The sequence below is a fragment of the Nocardioides donggukensis genome, from assembly GCF_014842875.1.
Classification (GTDB): Bacteria; Actinomycetota; Actinomycetes; order Propionibacteriales; family Nocardioidaceae; genus Nocardioides; species Nocardioides donggukensis.
Window position 1 is genome coordinate 462,169 of the sequence record NZ_JACYXZ010000001.1, and the last position, 17,021, is coordinate 479,189.

General features: G+C 72.8%; 17 protein-coding genes. 9 read left to right on the forward strand and 8 right to left on the reverse strand.

Annotated elements, in window-relative coordinates; genetic code table 11:
* Window positions 1-29 precede the first annotated feature (29 nt).
* The 7 genes from IE331_RS02250 to IE331_RS02280 all read left to right on the forward strand — a co-directional run bounded on the left by IE331_RS02250 (window position 30) and on the right by IE331_RS02280 (window position 7,143).
* A complete protein-coding gene (locus IE331_RS02250) occupies window positions 30-980 on the forward strand; it encodes a class II glutamine amidotransferase (RefSeq protein ID WP_192140067.1) in 951 nt (316 codons plus the stop codon).
* 175 nt (window positions 981-1,155) lie between these two features.
* A complete protein-coding gene (locus IE331_RS02255; protein WP_192140069.1) occupies window positions 1,156-1,914 on the forward strand; it encodes an ABC transporter ATP-binding protein in 759 nt (252 codons plus the stop codon).
* Window positions 1,914-4,463 carry an ABC transporter permease gene (locus tag IE331_RS02260; RefSeq protein WP_192140071.1) on the forward strand — a complete coding sequence of 850 codons (2,550 nt, stop codon included), beginning with the start codon at window positions 1,914-1,916 and terminating at the stop codon, window positions 4,461-4,463. Before IE331_RS02255 ends, IE331_RS02260 begins: the two co-directional genes overlap by 1 nt.
* 79 nt (window positions 4,464-4,542) lie before the next feature.
* Window positions 4,543-5,268, forward strand: a complete 726-nt coding sequence (locus IE331_RS02265) for a GntR family transcriptional regulator (protein ID WP_201930933.1) — start codon at window positions 4,543-4,545, stop codon at window positions 5,266-5,268.
* Window positions 5,269-5,325: 57 nt separating this feature from the next.
* Window positions 5,326-5,742, forward strand: a complete 417-nt coding sequence (locus IE331_RS02270) for a DUF2177 family protein (protein WP_192140073.1) — start codon at window positions 5,326-5,328, stop codon at window positions 5,740-5,742.
* Window positions 5,735-6,421, forward strand: coding sequence for a copper homeostasis protein CutC (locus IE331_RS02275; RefSeq protein WP_192140074.1), 687 nt, complete (start codon window positions 5,735-5,737; stop codon window positions 6,419-6,421). Before IE331_RS02270 ends, IE331_RS02275 begins: the two co-directional genes overlap by 8 nt.
* Window positions 6,422-6,789: 368 nt before the next feature.
* Window positions 6,790-7,143: a VOC family protein gene (locus IE331_RS02280; protein WP_192140075.1), complete on the forward strand. Its 354-nt coding sequence runs from the start codon at window positions 6,790-6,792 to the stop codon at window positions 7,141-7,143.
* A 21-nt stretch (window positions 7,144-7,164) separates the two neighbouring features.
* Here IE331_RS02280 and IE331_RS02285 read toward each other — a convergent pair whose 3' ends face one another.
* From IE331_RS02285 to IE331_RS02300, 4 genes are all read right to left on the reverse strand, one after another.
* Entirely contained in the window at window positions 7,165-8,430 is a 1,266-nt protein-coding gene (locus tag IE331_RS02285) for a GNAT family N-acetyltransferase (RefSeq protein ID WP_192140076.1), read from the reverse strand.
* Window positions 8,431-8,490: 60 nt separating this feature from the next.
* Entirely contained in the window at window positions 8,491-8,634 is a 144-nt protein-coding gene (locus tag IE331_RS02290) for a hypothetical protein (RefSeq protein ID WP_192140077.1), read from the reverse strand.
* 76 nt (window positions 8,635-8,710) lie between these two features.
* Window positions 8,711-9,631 (reverse strand): aminotransferase class IV, encoded by a 921-nt coding sequence (locus IE331_RS02295; RefSeq protein ID WP_192140084.1) that lies wholly within the window; start codon window positions 9,629-9,631, stop codon window positions 8,711-8,713.
* On the reverse strand, window positions 9,628-10,422 hold the full coding sequence (locus tag IE331_RS02300; protein ID WP_192140085.1) for a retropepsin-like aspartic protease: 795 nt from the start codon (window positions 10,420-10,422) through the stop codon (window positions 9,628-9,630). Before IE331_RS02300 ends, IE331_RS02295 begins: the two co-directional genes overlap by 4 nt.
* 55 nt (window positions 10,423-10,477) lie before the next feature.
* Here IE331_RS02300 and IE331_RS02305 point away from each other — a divergent pair, with 55 nt between their 5' ends.
* Together IE331_RS02305 and IE331_RS02310 are read left to right on the forward strand one after the other, a co-directional pair.
* Entirely contained in the window at window positions 10,478-11,395 is a 918-nt protein-coding gene (locus IE331_RS02305) for an NAD-dependent epimerase/dehydratase family protein (protein ID WP_192140087.1), read from the forward strand.
* 98 nt (window positions 11,396-11,493) lie between these two features.
* The gene (locus tag IE331_RS02310) at window positions 11,494-11,949 is read left to right on the forward strand and encodes a hypothetical protein (RefSeq protein WP_192140089.1); all 456 of its coding nucleotides are present in this window, start codon (window positions 11,494-11,496) and stop codon (window positions 11,947-11,949) included.
* 51 nt (window positions 11,950-12,000) lie between these two features.
* On the opposite strand, the gene katG is transcribed toward IE331_RS02310, so the two are convergent.
* The 4 genes from katG to IE331_RS02330 form a co-directional block, all read right to left on the reverse strand.
* Window positions 12,001-14,244 carry a catalase/peroxidase HPI gene (katG, locus tag IE331_RS02315; protein ID WP_192140091.1) on the reverse strand — a complete coding sequence of 748 codons (2,244 nt, stop codon included), beginning with the start codon at window positions 14,242-14,244 and terminating at the stop codon, window positions 12,001-12,003.
* Window positions 14,245-14,272: 28 nt separating this feature from the next.
* Complete coding sequence (locus IE331_RS02320) at window positions 14,273-14,701, reverse strand: Fur family transcriptional regulator (protein WP_192140093.1); 429 nt, start codon at window positions 14,699-14,701, stop codon at window positions 14,273-14,275.
* 72 nt (window positions 14,702-14,773) lie between these two features.
* Window positions 14,774-16,453, reverse strand: a complete 1,680-nt coding sequence (locus IE331_RS02325; protein WP_192140094.1) for a formate--tetrahydrofolate ligase — start codon at window positions 16,451-16,453, stop codon at window positions 14,774-14,776.
* Window positions 16,454-17,014 (reverse strand): cyclodeaminase/cyclohydrolase family protein, encoded by a 561-nt coding sequence (locus tag IE331_RS02330; RefSeq protein WP_192140095.1) that lies wholly within the window; start codon window positions 17,012-17,014, stop codon window positions 16,454-16,456.
* Window positions 17,015-17,021: the final 7 nt, after the last annotated feature.

Here is a 17,021-nt window from a genome sequence, read left to right on the forward strand (position 1 = left end):
ACACATCGACCCGTCAGCGAAGGAAACGTATGTGCCGAGTGCTCGCCTACATCGGGCCGGAGACACCGCTGGAGAGCCTGCTGCTCAAGCCGGCGAACAGTCTCATCAACCAGTCGCTCGACCCGGAGCGTCACCCGGAGCTCCAACTGGCAGGGTGGGGGTTCGGGGCGTGGGGCGAGCATCTGCTCAGAGCGGAGGAGCCCTTCGTCTACCGCCGGCCCATGGCTGCCTTCTACGACGACAACGCCGATCGCATCATTCCGAGCCTCCAGGCCAGCACGATGCTCGCTCATGTACGAGCAGCCGCCTACAACTCGAAGACCGTCTTGGCCGACGAGAACTGCCACCCGTTCTCCTTCGAGGAGACCCCTTGGATCATCGCGCAGAACGGTGACCTGCCGAACTGGCAACTCCTGCAGAGGGAGCTGTTGCAGCACTGCGAGGACCGGTACCTCAAGCAGATGCGGGGCACGACCGACACGGAGTTCCTCTACGTGCTGCTGCTCTCCCTGATCGAGAGCGACAGCGACGAGGACGTCCAACGTGCGATCGAGACGGTGTTGAGGCTCATCGCCCAGGCGATGAGGGATCTCGACCTGGCTGCCCTGACCAAGCTGAAGCTGGCCCTGGTGTCGCCGAACCGCATCATCGGGGTCAACGTCGGTCTCGGTCACGAGGGCGAGACCGACCCGATCGGGGACTGGAAGGAGCTTCGAGAGTCCGGTCCGGGCACGAGCGACTTCGCGCTCTCGATGCTCCTGGAGCCGATGTACCTGCTGATGGGTCGCAACTTCCAGCACGACGAGACGTCCTACGACTTCGAGGTGTGCACCGAGGACGAGGCGACGGCTGCCATCTTCGCCTCCGAGCCCCTGACGGACGGCGACGACGGCTGGTCGCACCTCGAGTTCGGCGAGATCGTGTTCCTCGCCAAGGACGGCGAGCACGTCACGAAGACCGTGACCAGGTTGGACGTCTAGACGCGCCAGAGGTCAGCGCCTGCTCCACACAGACGCAACCGCTGGTGCTCCCGGACCCTCCGCACATGAATCGGCCCCGGGTCGCCGGCCTCGGGGGATCCTCGGGGCCGGCTCAGGGGTCCACGGAGGGGAATCCGGTGCCCTGCGCGGGGCGCCGCGGCCTAGGTTGGACCCCATGAGCAACGGGAGCGGGGCGCCGGCGGCGCGCGTGGAGGGGCTGACCAAGACGTACGGCGCGGGGGAGGCGCTGGTCCGGGCCCTGGACGGGATCACCCTCGAGCTGGGCGACGGCGAGTTCACGGCCGTGATGGGCCCGAGCGGGTCCGGCAAGTCCACGCTGATGCACTGCTGTGCCGCGCTGGAGACCTACGACAGTGGCGCCGTCTTCCTCGGCGACCAGGACCTGACCGGGATGAAGGACAAGGAGCTGACCCGGCTCCGCCGCGACCAGATCGGCTTCGTCTTCCAGTCGTTCAACCTGGTCCCGACACTGACCGCCGAGGAGAACATCCTCCTCCCGCTCGCGATCGCCGGCCGCAAGCCGGACCCGGAGTGGTATCGCTCGGTCATCGACACCGTCGAGCTCGGCGACCGGCTCACCCACAAGCCGAGCGAGCTCTCCGGTGGGCAGCAGCAGCGGGTGGCGGTGGCCCGGGCGCTGGTCAGCCGGCCGCGGATCGTCTTCGCCGACGAGCCGACCGGCAACCTCGACTCGCACTCGGGCGCCGAGGTGCTCTCGTTGCTGCGCCGCAGCGCCGACGAGCACGGCCAGACGATCGTCATGGTCACCCACGACCCGGTGGCCGCCGCCTGGACCGACCGGGTGGTCTTCCTCGCCGACGGCCGCGTCGTCGACGAGCTCCGCTCCCCGGACCGTGAGCAGGTGCTCGAGGTCATGGCGCGCGCCTCGGCCCGGCCGGGCGAGGTCGCCTGATGTTCCGCGCCGCCCTGCGCAGCCTGCTGGGCCGCAAGCTCCGCCTGCTCATGAGCACCTTCGCCATCGTGCTCGGGGTCGGCTTCGTGGCCGGCACCCTGATCTTCAGCGACACCCTCAGCCGCAGCTTCACCGCGATCTTCGCCAGCTCGGTCGGCGACGTCGTCGTCCGGCCCGAGGGCGGCCCGGTCGGCGAGGGCGGGCCCTCGACGGTCACCATCCCCGCCACGCTGACCCAGGACCTGGCCGCCGTGGAGGGCGCCGCCCGGGCGGACGGGAACGTCGAGGCGTTCGGAGTCTTCGTCATCGACGCCGACGGCAAGCCCATCGGCGGTGCCGGCCCGCCGGCCCTGGCCGGCAACTGGACCGACGCCCCGGCCGGCAACGGCCTGACCAGCCTCGTGATCACCGAGGGCCGCGAGCCCGAGGGCCCCGGCGAGGTGGTGCTGGACGCGAAGACCGCGGAGAAGTCCGGCTACGACCTCGGCGACGACGTGTCGCTGGTGACCGCGTTCCAACAGGCCGAGCTCAGCCCCACCCTGGTCGGCACCGCCGACTTCGGGGACGGCGGCTCGCTCAACGGCGCCACCCTCGCGATCTTCGAGACCGGCGCCGCCCAGGACCTCTTCCTCGGCGGCCAGGACGCCTTCAACAGCTACTGGGTGACCGCCGCCGACGGCGTCAGCCAGGAGGTCCTGCGGGACCGGGTCGCCGAGGTGCTGCCCGAGGGAGTGGAGGCGGTCACCGGCGACGAGGCGGCCGACGAGTCCGCCAGCCAGCTGCTGACCGCGATCTCGTTCATCACCACCTTCCTGCTGATCTTCGCCGCGATCTCCTTGGTGGTCGGCTCCTTCCTGATCGTCAACACGTTCTCGATCCTGGTCGCCCAGCGCAGCCGCGAGCTCGCGCTGCTGCGGGCGCTCGGGGCCTCCCGCCGCCAGGTCAGGCGGATGGTGCTGATCGAGGCGACGGTCGTCGGCCTGGTCGGCTCCACCCTCGGCCTGGGCCTCGGCGTGCTGCTGTTCCTCGGCATCCGGGCGGCGTTCGGCCAGTTCGGGCTGGACATCTCCGGCACCGCGATGGTGTTCGAGCCGCGGACCGTGCTGGCGGCGTACGCCGTCGGGGTGGTGGTGACCGTGCTGGCCGCGTGGGTGCCGGCGAGGCGTACGTCGCGGATCGCGCCGGTCGCCGCCCTGCGCGACGACGTGGCACTGCCCGAGGACACCCTGCACCGCCGGTTCCTCGTGGGCCTGGCCCTCGTTGCGGCCGGCGCGGTCGGGATCGGGCTGGCGCTCTTCGGGAGCGTGCCCCGGGCCGGCTACGTGCTCGGCGGCGGCACGCTGGCGGTGCTGCTCGGTGTCGCCGCGGCCAGCCCGGTGCTGGCCCGGCCGTTCCTCGCCGGGACCAGCAGCGGCTACGCCCGCGGGTTCGGCGCCGTGGGTACCCTCGCCGGGCAGAACTCGCGCCGCAACCCCCGGCGTACCGCCGCCACCGCCTCCGCGCTGATGATCGGCCTGACGCTGTGCGTGACGATGGCGATCGTCGGCTCCTCGGCGAAGGCCAGCGTCGACGCCGCGGTCGAGGAGAACTTCGTCGGGGACTTCGTCGTCTCCAACGTCTTCGGCGTCCCGTTCTCCCCGTCCGTCGCCGACCGGATCGAGGAGGACGTCGCCGGCGTCGACTCGGTGACCCGGCTGCGGTTCGGGCCGGTCGAGGTGGACGGCGAGCGCGAGGGGCTGCTCGGCACCGACCCGGCCTCCCTCGCCGAGACCGCCCAGATCGAGATGGTCGAGGGCTCGCTGGCGGAGCTCGACGCGAGCTCGGTCGTGATCGCCGAGGACGTGGCCGAGGACCGCGGCGTCGGCGTGGGCGACCGGCTCGAGGTGCAGGCGATCGGCGGCGACAGCACGTTCACCGTCGCGGGCATCTTCGCCGAGAACCCGGTCCTGTCGTTCCCGCTGGTGGTCACCCTGGAGGCGTTCGCGGACGCGGGCTTCCAGCCGTCGGACAACTTCCTGTTCGTCGACGTGGCGGCGGGCTCCGACCGCGAGGCGGCCCGGGCGGCGATGGAGGACATCGTCGCCGGCAACACCCTGGTCTCGGTCAAGGACCAGGAGGGGCTCGCGGAGGAGCAGCGCGGTCCGATCGACCAGCTGCTCACGCTGATCTACGGGCTGCTCGCGCTCGCGCTGGTGATCGCCGTCCTGGGCATCGTCAACACCCTGGCGCTGAGCGTCATCGAGCGCACCCGCGAGATCGGGCTGCTGCGGGCGATCGGCCTGTCCCGCCGCCAGCTGCGGACGATGATCCGCCTGGAGTCGGTCGTGATCGCCGTTCTCGGGGCGCTGCTGGGCACCGGCCTGGGACTGGTCTTCGGCGTGGTGCTGATGAAGGACCTCGAGTCCGAGGGGCTCGAGGTGATCGCGGTGCCGTGGGGTCAGCTCGCCGCGTTCCTGGTCGTCTCGCTGCTCGTGGGCGTGCTGGCCGCGGTCTTCCCGGCGCGCCGGGCGGGGCGTCTGGACGTGCTACGCGCCATCGCCACCGAGTAGTTCGGATCCCTAGTCCGATCGGGCCATCTTGGTCTCAGAGCCGCCCGAGGATGGTCCAGACCATGCCTACACTCCGGGCGTGAGCCTGACCGACACCGAGACAGCCGCCCGACGTGCCCAGCTGAAGCACGTCCAGGTGCGGGAGTACGTGCGCGGGCTCGTCGGGGACTCGCCGGCCGGCACCGCGGCACCCTCCGAGCGGGAGCTGGTGGCCCGCTTCGGCGTGGCCCGGATGACGGTCCGCCAGGCGATGGACGCGCTCGTGTCCGAGGGCCTGCTCGAGCGCATCCCGGGCCGGGGGACGTTCGTGCGCGAGCGGCTCGGCGCCGTCGGCCAGCTCCGCGGCTACACCGAGGAGATGAGCGTCCGGGGCCTGCTCGCCGAGTCCCAGACCCTGATCGCGCGCCGCGAGAAGGCCGGCCCCGGGGTGGCCCGGGCGCTCGAGCTGACCGAGGGCGACGCGGTCATCCACTGGAAGCGGCTGCGTCGGGCGGACGCCGTACCCATGTGCGTCGAGGACGCCTACCTCTCCGAGGTGCTGATCCCCGGCTTCCTGCAGAGCGGGATGCCCACCAGCCTCTACGACGCTCTGGAGCGGCGCGGCCTGCGCCCGACCTGGGCCGAGGACTCGATCCAGGCGGACGTCGCCACCGTCGAGGAGGCGGGGCTGCTCGAGATCGCCCCGGGGAGCTCGGTGCTGCGGGTGGCCCGGCGCGCCTTCTGCCACGAGAAGGCCGTGGAGGTCTCCCGGTCCACCTTCCGCGCGGACCGGTTCACGCTCTGGGTGCAGTTCGCCGGCGAGTAGTCGGCGTACGGGCACGTCGCTCCCGGCCCAGCGCCGCGCGGGCGGTTTACTGACCCCATGAAGGTCTCCTGGCTGGTGCAGTACGTCGTGGCGGCCGTGGCCTTCGTCCTCATCGACTTCGTCTGGCTGGCCTTCGTGGCCCAGGCGCTCTACGAGGACCAGCTCGGAGACCTGCTCGCGCCGTCCCCCAACGTGGCCGCCGCTGTCGTCTTCTACGCCATCTTCGTCGCCGGCCTGGTCTTCTTCGTGGTGCAGCCCGCGCTGGCGGCGGCCTCCTGGCGCCGGGCGGCGGGGAGCGGCGCCTTCTTCGGCCTGGTGACGTATGCGACGTGGGACCTGACCAGCCTGGCCGTGCTCCGCGACTTCCCGGTGGCCCTGGTCCCGATCGACTTGGCCTGGGGGATGGTGCTGTCCGCCTCGGTCGCGACCACGACGTACGCCGTGCTGCGGGCCAGGGCCGGACGGGATGCCTGAGGTGCGCGTGCTGCTCGAGGTGCGGGTCCAGCACCAGCGCGACGTCCCCGGAGCCGTCGAGGGCGGGGCGGACCGACTGCTGTTGAGCACGCAGGCGGGCCTCTCACCCGACCTGGCGGTGGCCTCGGCGGTGCTGCGCGAGAGCGCCGCCCCGGTGCGGGTGATGCTCCGGCTCAACGACGGCCCGACCACGACCGGCGGCGAGTTCGGGCGCCTGGTCGGGCTCGCCGAGGAGTATCTCGCCCTCGGCGCGGAGGGGGTCGCCTTCGGCTTCCTCGACCCCGACCTGGAGGTCGACGTGGAGACCTCCACGGCCCTGGCCGAGGCACTGCCAGAGGTGCCGTGGACCTTCCACGACGTCGTCGACCTCTGTCTCGAGCCGAGCCGCGCGTGGCGGCGTTTGCGCACGCTGCCCGGGCTGGACGCGGTGCTCACCGCCGGCTCGCCGCGGGGGCTGGCCGTCGGGTACGACGACCTGCTGGCGCTCGCGCAGTCGGACCCGGCCGCGGCTGCGCTGATGCTCCCCGGCGGCGGGCTGGTGCCCGAGCACGTGCCGTGGCTGGCCCGGGCCGGCGTCCGACAGGTGCACGTCGGCTCGCAGGTACGACCCGGTGGCACCGACAAGGCCTACGTCGACGCCGGCCACGTGCGCTCCTGGCGCCTGCTGCTCGACTCCTGACGCGCCTCCCCTCGGTTGGTTGAGGAGCGAGCGCCAGCGAGCGTCTCGAAACCACCCCCGCCCACCACCGCCGGCTCCCCGCCGGTTGAGGAGCGAGCGCCAGCGAGCGTCTCGAAACCACCCCCGCCACCCCCGCCTGTGCGCTGTCCAGAACGACGCACAGCCGGCGGCCGGAAGGGCCGCGACCGGGCTCGGAGCCGGGGTGCTGCACGTAGTTCTGCATGGTGCGGGGTTTCGACTCGCTCGCTGGCGCTCGCGGCTCAACCGCCGAGGGCGCAGCGCTCGCGGCTCAACCGCCGACGGCCCTGGACTCGCGGGCTCAACCACCGGGGGTTGATGCGAGCGGCGGTGTCGGTTCCACTGGAACCATGACCGAGACGAGACGCGTCGTCCCGATCCTCACCGTCGGGGACATCGACGCAGAGCGCACGCGATACGCCGAGGTGCTGGGACTGGTCGAGGTGATGGACCTCGGCTGGGTGGTCACGCTCGCCGACGGGAGCGGGCAACGGCAGGTGAGCCTCATGACCACCGACCGGACCGCGCCGGTCAATCCCGCGGTCTCGATCGAGGTGGACGACGTCGACGCGGCCTACGACGCCGCCCTCGCCGAGGGCTTCGAGATCGTGCACGAGCTGCAGGACGAGGAGTGGGGCGTGCGCCGCTTCTTCCTCCGTGACGCCGCAGGCAACGTCCTCAACGTCCTCGCGCACCGTTCCTGAGTCGCGCCCCGGAGCGGATGCTCAGAAGCCGACCGCCGCCGTCGGCGCGACGTCGGTGCGCAGGCCCCGCCAGAGCTCGGCGACCGCACCCGTCCGGCGCTCGGTGAGCTGCCCGGCGCGGAGCAGCGCGACCAGGCTGCTGCCACCGAGGTACGCCGCACCCAGCGCCTCCACGGGCAGGGCCACCTCGGCCTCGGCCGTCGTGCGCTCGACGGTGGCCTGACCGGCGCCGTCGGCCCGGATCCGCCAGGTCCCGGCGTTCCAGGGCGCGGCGGTGTCCGCCACCTCGACCACGACGTCGCACGGCGCGCTCCACGCCCGCGCCTGGAGCGCCTCGGGCAGGTCCACCAGTCGCACCCACAGGCTGTCGTACGTCGCGATGTCGGCCGTCGCGCGCGGCCCGCCCGCCCAGTGCAGCAGCGGGTCGTCGACACCGACCGTGCCGATCTTGACGGTCCCCATGAGGTCGAAGTCGACGAGCCGGCGCAGCAGCGCCAACCGCGCCGCGGGGTCGCCGACCACCGCCCACACGGTGAGCTCTCCCGCGGTGCGGCCGCGCTCCCACTTGTGCGCGCGGCGGAACATCGCGAACCCGACGTCCGCGCCGTCCTGGCGGGCGAACAGCACCCGCCACGACTCCTTGTCGCGCAGCTCCTCCGGGAGCTGCGTGCAAATCCGGGCGTAGTAGCCGGCGTCCCCGACCACCGCGCCGGGCTCCGCCTGGGCGAGGTGGCAGGCGTGCATCCGCTCCGGCACGTCGGCGTCGGAGATCGTCGCGAACTGGGTGGTCACGGCCCCGGCCGCGGCGTCGAGGTGAGGTGCGGTGAGCGTGGCGCCGCGGCTCAGGGTCACCTCGAGCTCGAGGGAGGCGAGGCCGTAGCCGTACCGCCCGTAGATCGCCGGTTCACTGGCATGCAGCGCCGACACGTGGGTGCCCTCCTCCTCGTGGACCTGCTCGAGGTGGTGCCGCAGCATGGCAGTGAGCACCCCCTTCCGGCGGTGGTCGGGATGCACCCCGACCCAGGTCAGACCGGCGCACGGCACCTGCCGGGCCGCCGCTCCGGGGCCGGGGACCGCCAGACGCAGGGGGAAGACGCCGTAGACGCCCGGGTAGGTGCCCGGGTCGGCGCCGTCGACCTCCGCGGCGTACCGGTGCTCCTCGGCCAGGCCCACGAGCAGCTGCTCGGGGCTCGCGTCCGGGACCTCGGCGAACCACACGGTCTGGTCGGTGGCGACGTAGCGCTGCGGGTCGCTCGCGCGTCCGACGCGGACCGGGTTGTCTGTCATGGCTCCACCCAACCGCCCGCGGGTCGGACCCTCAACCGATTTCCCGCAGGGGGCCCGCCGCTACTCGGCGGACGGGACGACGCAGCTCGCCGTCACCGGCGCGCCCTCGCAGCACGGGCGGATGTGGCCGCACCGGTCGCACCGGGAGTGCGAGGTCTCCCAGCGCATCGTCGCCCCGCAGTTGTCGCACGCCATCTCGTCCATCGCCGTCGATCCTTCCACGCGACACCGTCGCCACGTGGCTGTGGCACGCCGTGGGGCATCGGTCCGCCGCAGCCGGTTACGGCGCGGGGCGGCGCACGGGCGTCGTCCAGGCGGGGTCGTCGTGGCGTGCCCAGTACCTGCGCCGCAGGTCGACCGTCATCGGTCCCGGCTCGCCGGAGCCGACCGGGCGTCCGTCGACGGTGGTCACCGGCATGACGCCACCGGCGGTGGAGGTGACCAGCACCTCGGAGGCGTCCCGCAGCCTTTCGGCGCTGACCGGCCCCTGCTCGACCCGCCCGCCGCCCTCCTCGGCCAGCTCGATGACCGAGCGGCGGGTGATGCCGGCCAGCACGCCCTCGGCAGGGGTGTGCCACGCGCCGTCCCAGTGGCCGAAGACGTTGTAGCCGGGGCCCTCGGTGATCGACCCGGCGGCGTCCCGCAGGACCACCAGCTCGGCCCCGTGGTCGTAGGCGTCCAGCTGCGCCCGGTCGAGGTCCAGCCAGTGGTAGTTCTTCACGCGCGGATCGATGCTCTCCGGAGGGATCCGAGGGGTGGAGCTGATCCACAGGCTCGCGCCGCGCTCCTGCTGCTCCGGGGTGTGGATCCAGACGAACGGCACCGCGAAGCAGTAGAACGTGTGCCGGGCCGTACGCAGGTCGCGGCTGCCGGCCGGCAGCCGCCCCCGGGTGCAGGTCATCGACACGTAGGCGTCCTCGAGGCCGGTGCGGGCGACGCACTCGTGCAGGATCCGCTCCAGCTCCGTGCGGGAGACGCCGGGGTCGAGCCGGAGCGCGCTCATCCCGGCGAGGAACCGGTCGAGGTGGTCGCCGAGCCGGTAGAAGCGGCCCCGCCGGACGTGGACGACGTCGTAGGTGCCGTCCGAGCGGGTCAGGCCCAGGTCGAGCACCGAGATCCTGGCGTCCTCGATCGGGCAGAACGCCCCGTCGACGTACGCCGCGCCGGCCGGCCAGGGCGCCTCGTGCCCCGTGCCGGTCATGGGCGGGACACGCTCCACCGGTTCTCGGGGAAGTCCATCCACCAGGTCGCCTGCCCGATGACGGAGAGGCCCAGGATCACCTCGATCGGCTCCGCCAGCCGGGCGTTCAGCGGCCCGAGGTCCACGACGGCGCACCGCGACTCAGGGAACGTCGTGTCGCCGATCCGGCAGTCGGCGAGGAGGCTCGTGGCCGAGGCGACGGAGGCGCCGGTGGCGTCGCGGCCCTCGCTCGCCTCGGACACTGCCGTCACGGCGTGCGGGTGCGCGCGGGCCCAGGACTTGTCCACGACCGTGAGGCTGGCCCCGGTGTCCCAGACGGCCGAGGTGGTGGTGGCGCCCACCCGCACCTCGACCAGCGGCTGGCCCCCGACCTGACGACGGAGCGGCAGCGGGTCGGCGGCTGGGTGCTCGGGGTCCACGACCAGCCGCTGCTCGGAGATCCGGAACTCGCAGCAGCGCGACCCGAGCAGGTCCATGCCGAGCACGGGCGGGGCCGGGCTGTCGGCCGGGAGCAGCGCCACCTCCAGCCGCTCCCGCTCGAACGGACCGGCCCGGAAACGGTCGACGACCACGAGCGCCCGGTCGATCCGCTGCCCGGAGGCCCCGTACCCACCCGCCTCTTGGCGCGTGGGCAGCGAGGCCAGCTCGTCCAGGTGCGGCAGCGTGGTGCTGGCCGCACCGGTGTCGAGGAGCAGCTCGACCTCGAGGCCGTCGGCCCACGCCGGGACCAGGACCCGGGTGCCGTCGACGTCATCCGGGTCGGGGACCAACCGCAGGTCCATCTCGATCATGCCCCCAGCCAAGCAGACGCCGACCCGCTGTGGGCGGGCGTGGCAGGGTGGCCGCATGAGCGAAACCACTGCTGCCTCTCCTGTCGTCGTGGTCACCGGCGCCAACGGCCTGGTCGGCTCCCGCACCTGCGCCGCGCTGGTCGAGCGGGGCGCGACCGTGCGGGCCGTCGTACGCCGTCCGGGCACCGCGCCCGCTCTCGACGGCGTCGAGGAGCATGTCGGTGAGTTCGACGACCCGGCCTTCGCGGCCGCCGTCGTGGACGGCGCCAGCGGGGTCGTCACCACCGTGCACCCGATGGGCTCGGACCTCGGGACCCAGCGCCGGATCGGGGTCGAGGGCACACCGGTGATCGCCCGGGCGGCGCGCGACGCGGGGGTCGACCGCCTCGTGCACATCTCGACTGCGGCGGTCTACGACCGCTCACCCGGGGTCGGTGACGTCGACGAGTCGTCGTCGCTGGTCGGGGACGACGCCGGCGACTACCCGGTGACCAAGCGGGACACCGACGCGGCGCTGGCCGAGGTCGACGGGCTCACCCGGATCCTGCTGCGACCGCCGGCGATCCTCGGCCCGGGCGCGAGCTCGATCTGGAACACCCTGCGGCCGGCCGCCGTCCGCGACGACGAGGCCGCCCGGCACGCCGTGCCGGAGCAGAGCTTCCCGTGGATCCACGTCGACGACCTCGCCGCGCTGGCCGCGGAGGTCGCGTCCGGGCGGGTGGCGGCGGCCCCGGACCCGGCCAGCGGGCCGGTGCCCGGCGCGTGCACCGCCGTCAACGTCGCCGCGGGGCCGGCCACGCTGGGCGACTACTTCGGCACGGTCACCGCGGCCGTCGGCGTCGACCCGGTCTGGGACGACGAGCCGGCGTGGACCGGTGCCCTGCTGGCCGATCGGGCCCGCGGCTGGGGCTGGGCGCCGACCGTGGACCTCGCCCGGGCGCTGGCGGAGATCGAGGAGGGCCTCGGCGAGTAGCCCCGTGGGGGTCGCCGGCCTGAGTACGCGTGCGGATGCCCTCCCCGCCGCGGAGGCCTGATGCTTGGTCCCAGGGAACCGACGTCGGGGGAGTGGACATGGTCAGCACGAGGGCTCGTCGTCTCTGGGTCGTCGCCGTCTGGGTCGGCGCGGTCCTCGCCACCGCCCTGAACGGCGTCGTGGTGGGCTACGGCGTCGTCTGGTTCCAGCTCTTCGGGGAGACCGCCGACGCCGACGACTACCTCGTCTCCTCGGGCGGGTACGGCGCCGCCGCGGTCGTCCTGGCCCTGGCGGTCCCGGCGATCGTGACGCACGCCGGGCCCCGGTGGCTGCTGGTGCCGACAGGTGTCACGGCCGCGGTGCTGGGCGCCCTCGCGGTCAACGCCGCCGCGGCCGCCCGGGAGGCGGAGCCGGCGACCGTGCCGTCGTCCTCGGCCTGGGACGGCATCGGCGGCGTGCTGTGGGCGCCCTGGACCTGGGCGCTGGTGGCGCTCGCCGGGCACGGCCTCTACCGCCTCGCCCGGGGACGAGGGAGCGGGCACGAGGCGGCCTGAGCGCGGAAGGGCCCGGCCGCTATGCGCGACCGGGCCCCTCTGTCGTGCTGATCAGGACAGATCGAACCGGTCCAGGTCCATGACCCGGGCCCAGGCAGCGACGAAGTCGTGCACGAACTTCTCCTGCGCGTCGTCGCTGGCGTAGACCTCGGCGAGGGCGCGCAGCTCGGAGTTCGAGCCGAACACGAGGTCCACCCGGCTGCCGGTCCACGTCACCTCGCCCGAGGCGTCGCGGGCCTCGAACGTCTCCTGCGTGTCGTCGGTCGGCTTCCAGGTCGTGCCCAGGTCGAGCAGGTTGACGAAGAAGTCGTTCGTCAGCGACCCGGGGTTGTGGGTGAGCACGCCCATCGAGGACTGCTTGGTGTTGGCACCCAGGACCCGCAGACCACCCACCAGGACGGTCATCTCCGGGGCGCTCAGCGTGAGCAGGTTCGCCCGGTCGAGGAGGAGGTACTCCGCGGGGAGTCGCTGGCCCTTGCCGAGGTGGTTGCGGAACCCGTCCACCGTCGGCTCGAGGGCGGCGAACGACTCGACGTCGGTCTGCTCCTGCGAGGCGTCGGCCCGACCCGGGGTGAACGGCACCTCGACCTCGTGACCGGCGGCGCGCGCGGCCTGCTCGACCCCGGCGCAGCCGGCCAGCACGATCAGGTCGGCCAGCGACACCTGCTTGTCACCGGACTGCCCGGAGTTGAACGACTCCCGGACGCCCTCGAGGGTGCGCAGCACCGTCGCCAGCTGGTCGGGGTCGTTGACCTCCCAGGTGCTCTGCGGCTCGAGGCGGATCCGGGCGCCGTTGGCGCCGCCCCGCTTGTCACTGCCTCGGAACGTCGAGGCCGACGCCCAGGCGGTGGAGACCAGCTGGGAGACGGACAGCCCGGAGTCCAGCACCTGGCGCTTGAGGTCGGCGACGTCCTCCGCGCCGATCAGCTCGTGGGTGACCGCGGGGATCGGGTCCTGCCAGAGCAGCGTCTCCTGCGGCACCTCGGGACCGAGGTAGCGCTCGATCGGGCCCATGTCGCGGTGCGTCAGCTTGAACCAGGCGCGGGCGAAGGCGTCCGCGAACTCCGCCGGGTTCTCATGGAAGCGCTTCGAGATCGGCCCGTAGATCGGGTCGAACCGCAGCGACAGGTCGGTGGTGAGCATCGTCGGCACCCGCGCGGCGGAGTCCGGGCCGGGGCCCGGGACGGTGCCCGCACCGGCGCCGTCCTTCGGCTGCCACTGGTGGGCGCCGGCGGGGCTCTTGGTCAGCTCCCACTCGTAGCCGAAGAGGTGGTCGAAGAAGTCGTTGCTCCACCGCGTCGGCGTGGTGGTCCAGGTGACCTCGAGGCCGCTGGTGATCGCGTCCTCGCCCTTGCCGGTGCCGAACGAGTTCTTCCAGCCCAGGCCCATCTCCTCCAGGGGGGCACCCTCCGGCTCGTTGCCGACGTACTCCTCGGGGTCGGCCGCGCCGTGGGTCTTGCCGAACGTGTGGCCGCCGGCGATCAGCGCGACGGTCTCCTCGTCGTTCATGGCCATCCGGGCGAACGTCTCGCGGATGTCGCGGGCCGCGGCGACCGGGTCGGGGTTGCCGTTGGGGCCCTCGGGGTTGACGTAGATCAGCCCCATCTGGACGGCGGCGAGGGGGTTCTCCAGGTCGCGGTCGCCGCTGTAGCGCTCGTCGCCGAGCCACTCGGTCTCCGGACCCCAGTAGACGTCCTCGTCGGGCTCCCAGACGTCCTCACGGCCTCCGGCGAAGCCGAAGGTCTCGAAGCCCATGGACTCCAGCGCCACGTTGCCGGTCAGCACCATCAGGTCGGCCCAGGAGAGGCTCTTGCCGTACTTCTTCTTCACCGGCCACAGCAGGCGACGGGCCTTGTCGAGGTTGCCGTTGTCGGGCCAGCTGTTGAGCGGCGCGAAGCGCTGCTGGCCGGCACCGGCGCCCCCACGGCCGTCGTTGATCCGGTAGGTGCCGGCGCTGTGCCAGGCCATCCGGATCATGAACGGGCCGTAGTGACCGAAGTCGGCCGGCCACCAGTCCTGGGAGGTGGTGAGGACCTCGGAGATGTCCTGCTTCACCGCCGCCAGGTCGAGGCTCGTGAACGCCGCGGCGTAGTCGAAGTCGTCGCCGAAGGGGTTCGCCACGGCGGGGTTCTTGGCGAGGATCTTCAGGTTCAGCCGGTCCGGCCACCAGCCGCGGTTCCCACCGCCCTGGGTCGGGTGCGGGGCGCGTCCGTGGACGACCGGGCACCTGCTCTCGCTGGGCTCGCCGGCCTCCTCGTTCATCTCGCCGACGACGGCGTCGTGGTGCTCATGCATGGCGGTTCCTTCCAGGGTGGAGGGTGGATCAGGTGTTCTGGGTGGTGCAGTCGGGGCACAGGCCCCAGTAGACGACCTCGGCCTCGTCGATCGTGAAGCCCCGGTCGTCGGCGGCGGTCAGGCAGGGTGCGGCGCCGACGGCGCACTCCACGTCGACGATGACGCTGCAGGAGCGGCACACGAGGTGGTGGTGGTTGTCGGCGAGCTGCGACTCGTAGCGGGCCACGGAGCCGGACGGCTGGATGCGTCGCACCAGGCCTGCGTCCGTGAGCACGCGGAGCACGTCGTAGACCGCCTGGTGGGAGACCTCGCCGAGGTCCGACCGGACGGCTCGGATGATCGACTCGGTGTCCGCGTGCGGGTGGTCCCGGACGGCACCGAGCACGGCCACCCGCGGACGCGTGACCCGCAGCTGGGCCTCGCGCAGTGAGCGCTCGAACTCGGTGGTCGTGGACACGGTGCCGAGTCTGCTCCCCTTTCTTGAACGAGTCAAGAAATCAGGGAACGGCGGGGTGTCGCCGCCGCGGGGTCAGGACAGCCCGACGATCGTCCCGTCGTCCAGCAGGTCGATCCGGGTCGCGGCGGGGTCGGCCGGCAGGCCGGGCATCGTCATCACGTCGCCGCACACCAGCACCACGAAGCCGGCTCCGGCGGAGAGCCGGACCTCGCGCACGTGCAGGTCGTGCCCGGTCGGCGCGCCGCGCAGGGTGGCGTCGGTGGAGAAGGAGTACTGCGTCTTCGCGACGCAGACCGGCAGCCCGCCGTACCCGTCGGCCTCCAGGCGCTCGAGGCGGCGCTTGGCCTTCCCGTCCCAGGTGACGCTGGAGGCGCCGTACAGGCGGTGGGCCAAGGTCTCCGCCTTCTCCTTCAGCGACACGTCGTCGGGGTAGGTGAAGGAGAACGTCGACGGGTCGGACTCCTCGAGCAGGGCGAGCACCCCCTTGGCGAGGTCCTCCGCGCCGGTGCCGCCGTCGACGAAGTGGGTGGCGGCGTAGGCCCGCACCCCGAGCGCGTCGACCAGCTCGACGACCTTGGCGACCTCGGCGTCGGTGTCGGCGGGGAAGCGGTTCAGCGCGACCACGCAGGGGATGCCGTACACCTCGCGCACGTTGCGCAGGTGCCGCGCGAGGTTCTCCATGCCGCTCTCCACGGCGTCGAGGTCCTCCCGGCCGAGGTCCGGCACGTCGACGCCGCCGTGGAACTTCAGCGCCCGCACGGTGGCCACCACGACCGCGGCGTCGGGACGGAGGCCGGACTTGCGGCACTTGATGTCGACGAACTTCTCTGCGCCCAGGTCGGCACCGAAGCCGGCCTCGGTGACCACGTAGTCGGAGAGCCGCAGCGCCGCCCGGGTCGCGATCACCGAGCTGCAGCCGTGCGCGATGTTGGCGAACGGGCCGCCGTGCACGAAGGCGGGCGTGTGCTCCAGGGTCTGCACCAGGTTGGGTGCCAGCGCATCGCGGAGGAGCACGGCGACCGCGCCGTCGGCCCCGAGCTCCCGGGCCGTGACCGGCGTCTTGGCGCGGGTGTAGCCGACCACGATGTCGCCGATCCGACGCTTGAGGTCGGCCCAGGACTCGGTCAGGCAGAAGATCGCCATCAGCTCGGAGGCGACGACGATGTCGAAGCCGTCCTCGCGCGGGTAGCCGTTGGCGAGGCCGCCGAGTCCGACCACGAGGTCGCGCAGGGCCCGGTCATTGAGGTCGAGAACCCGCTTCCAGTCGACCGAGCGCACGTCGATGCCGAGCGCGTTGCCGTGGTGGATGTGGTTGTCGATCATGGCCGAGAGCAGGTTGTTGGCGGCCCCGATCGCCGCGAAGTCTCCGGTGAAGTGCAGGTTGATGTCGGTCATCGGCACCACCTGGGCGTAGCCGCCGCCGGCCGCGCCGCCCTTCATGCCGAAGACCGGCCCCATCGACGGCTCGCGCAGGCAGGCCATCGACCGCAGTCCGAGCCCGTGCAGAGCGTCCGCGAGCCCGACCGTGGTCGTGGTCTTGCCCTCACCGGCCGGCGTCGGGGACAGGGCGGTCATCAGGATCAGCCTGCCGGGCGGCCGGTCGCCCAGCGACTGCACGTACCCGAGGTCGACCTTCGCCTTGTGGTGCCCGTACGGCACCAGGTGCTCGGCGTCGATGCCCAGCTCCCGCTCCGCCACCGCCGTGATCGGGTGCAGCTCGGCGGCGTTCGCGATCTCGATGTCCGACAGCATTCAGTCCCTCCCGTTGGCCACGCCGATGCGCCTGAGCAGCCCGGACCGCTCGTCGGAGTCCGGGAGGGTGCTCAGGTTGGACTCCACGTTGCGCCGGGCGATCGCGGACCCGGCCTGCGCCACCTCGGCGGCCGCGACCAGGTCGGCGGCCAGTCCGGGGCGGGCTGCGGGTCGGAGCCGGTCGACGAGCACCAGCACCTCGATCGCCACCTCCACCACGAGCGCCTGCGGCACGGCGGCTCCGAGCAGGGCCTCGTCGATCGCCGTACGGCGTGCCAGGTCGTCGTCCGCGGTGCCCCGGGGGAGCGCCCACGCCGCGGCGACGGCCCCGAAGGCGACCTCGTCGTCGTCGGCCAGCCGCTGGGCCGCGTCGACGAGCTGCTCGGCCTCCTCGACGAGGGGCTGGGCCTGGCAGTAGCGGGCCACCATGGCCACCAGCGCCGCGGCCTGCGCGGTGCACAGCGCGGCGACCGAGCCACCCGCGGGGGTCGGCGTGCGGGCGCCGAGACGGTCGAGGAAGGCCGTGACTGTCCCGGCGCTCGCCTTCGCGTCGGGATCCACGGGCGCC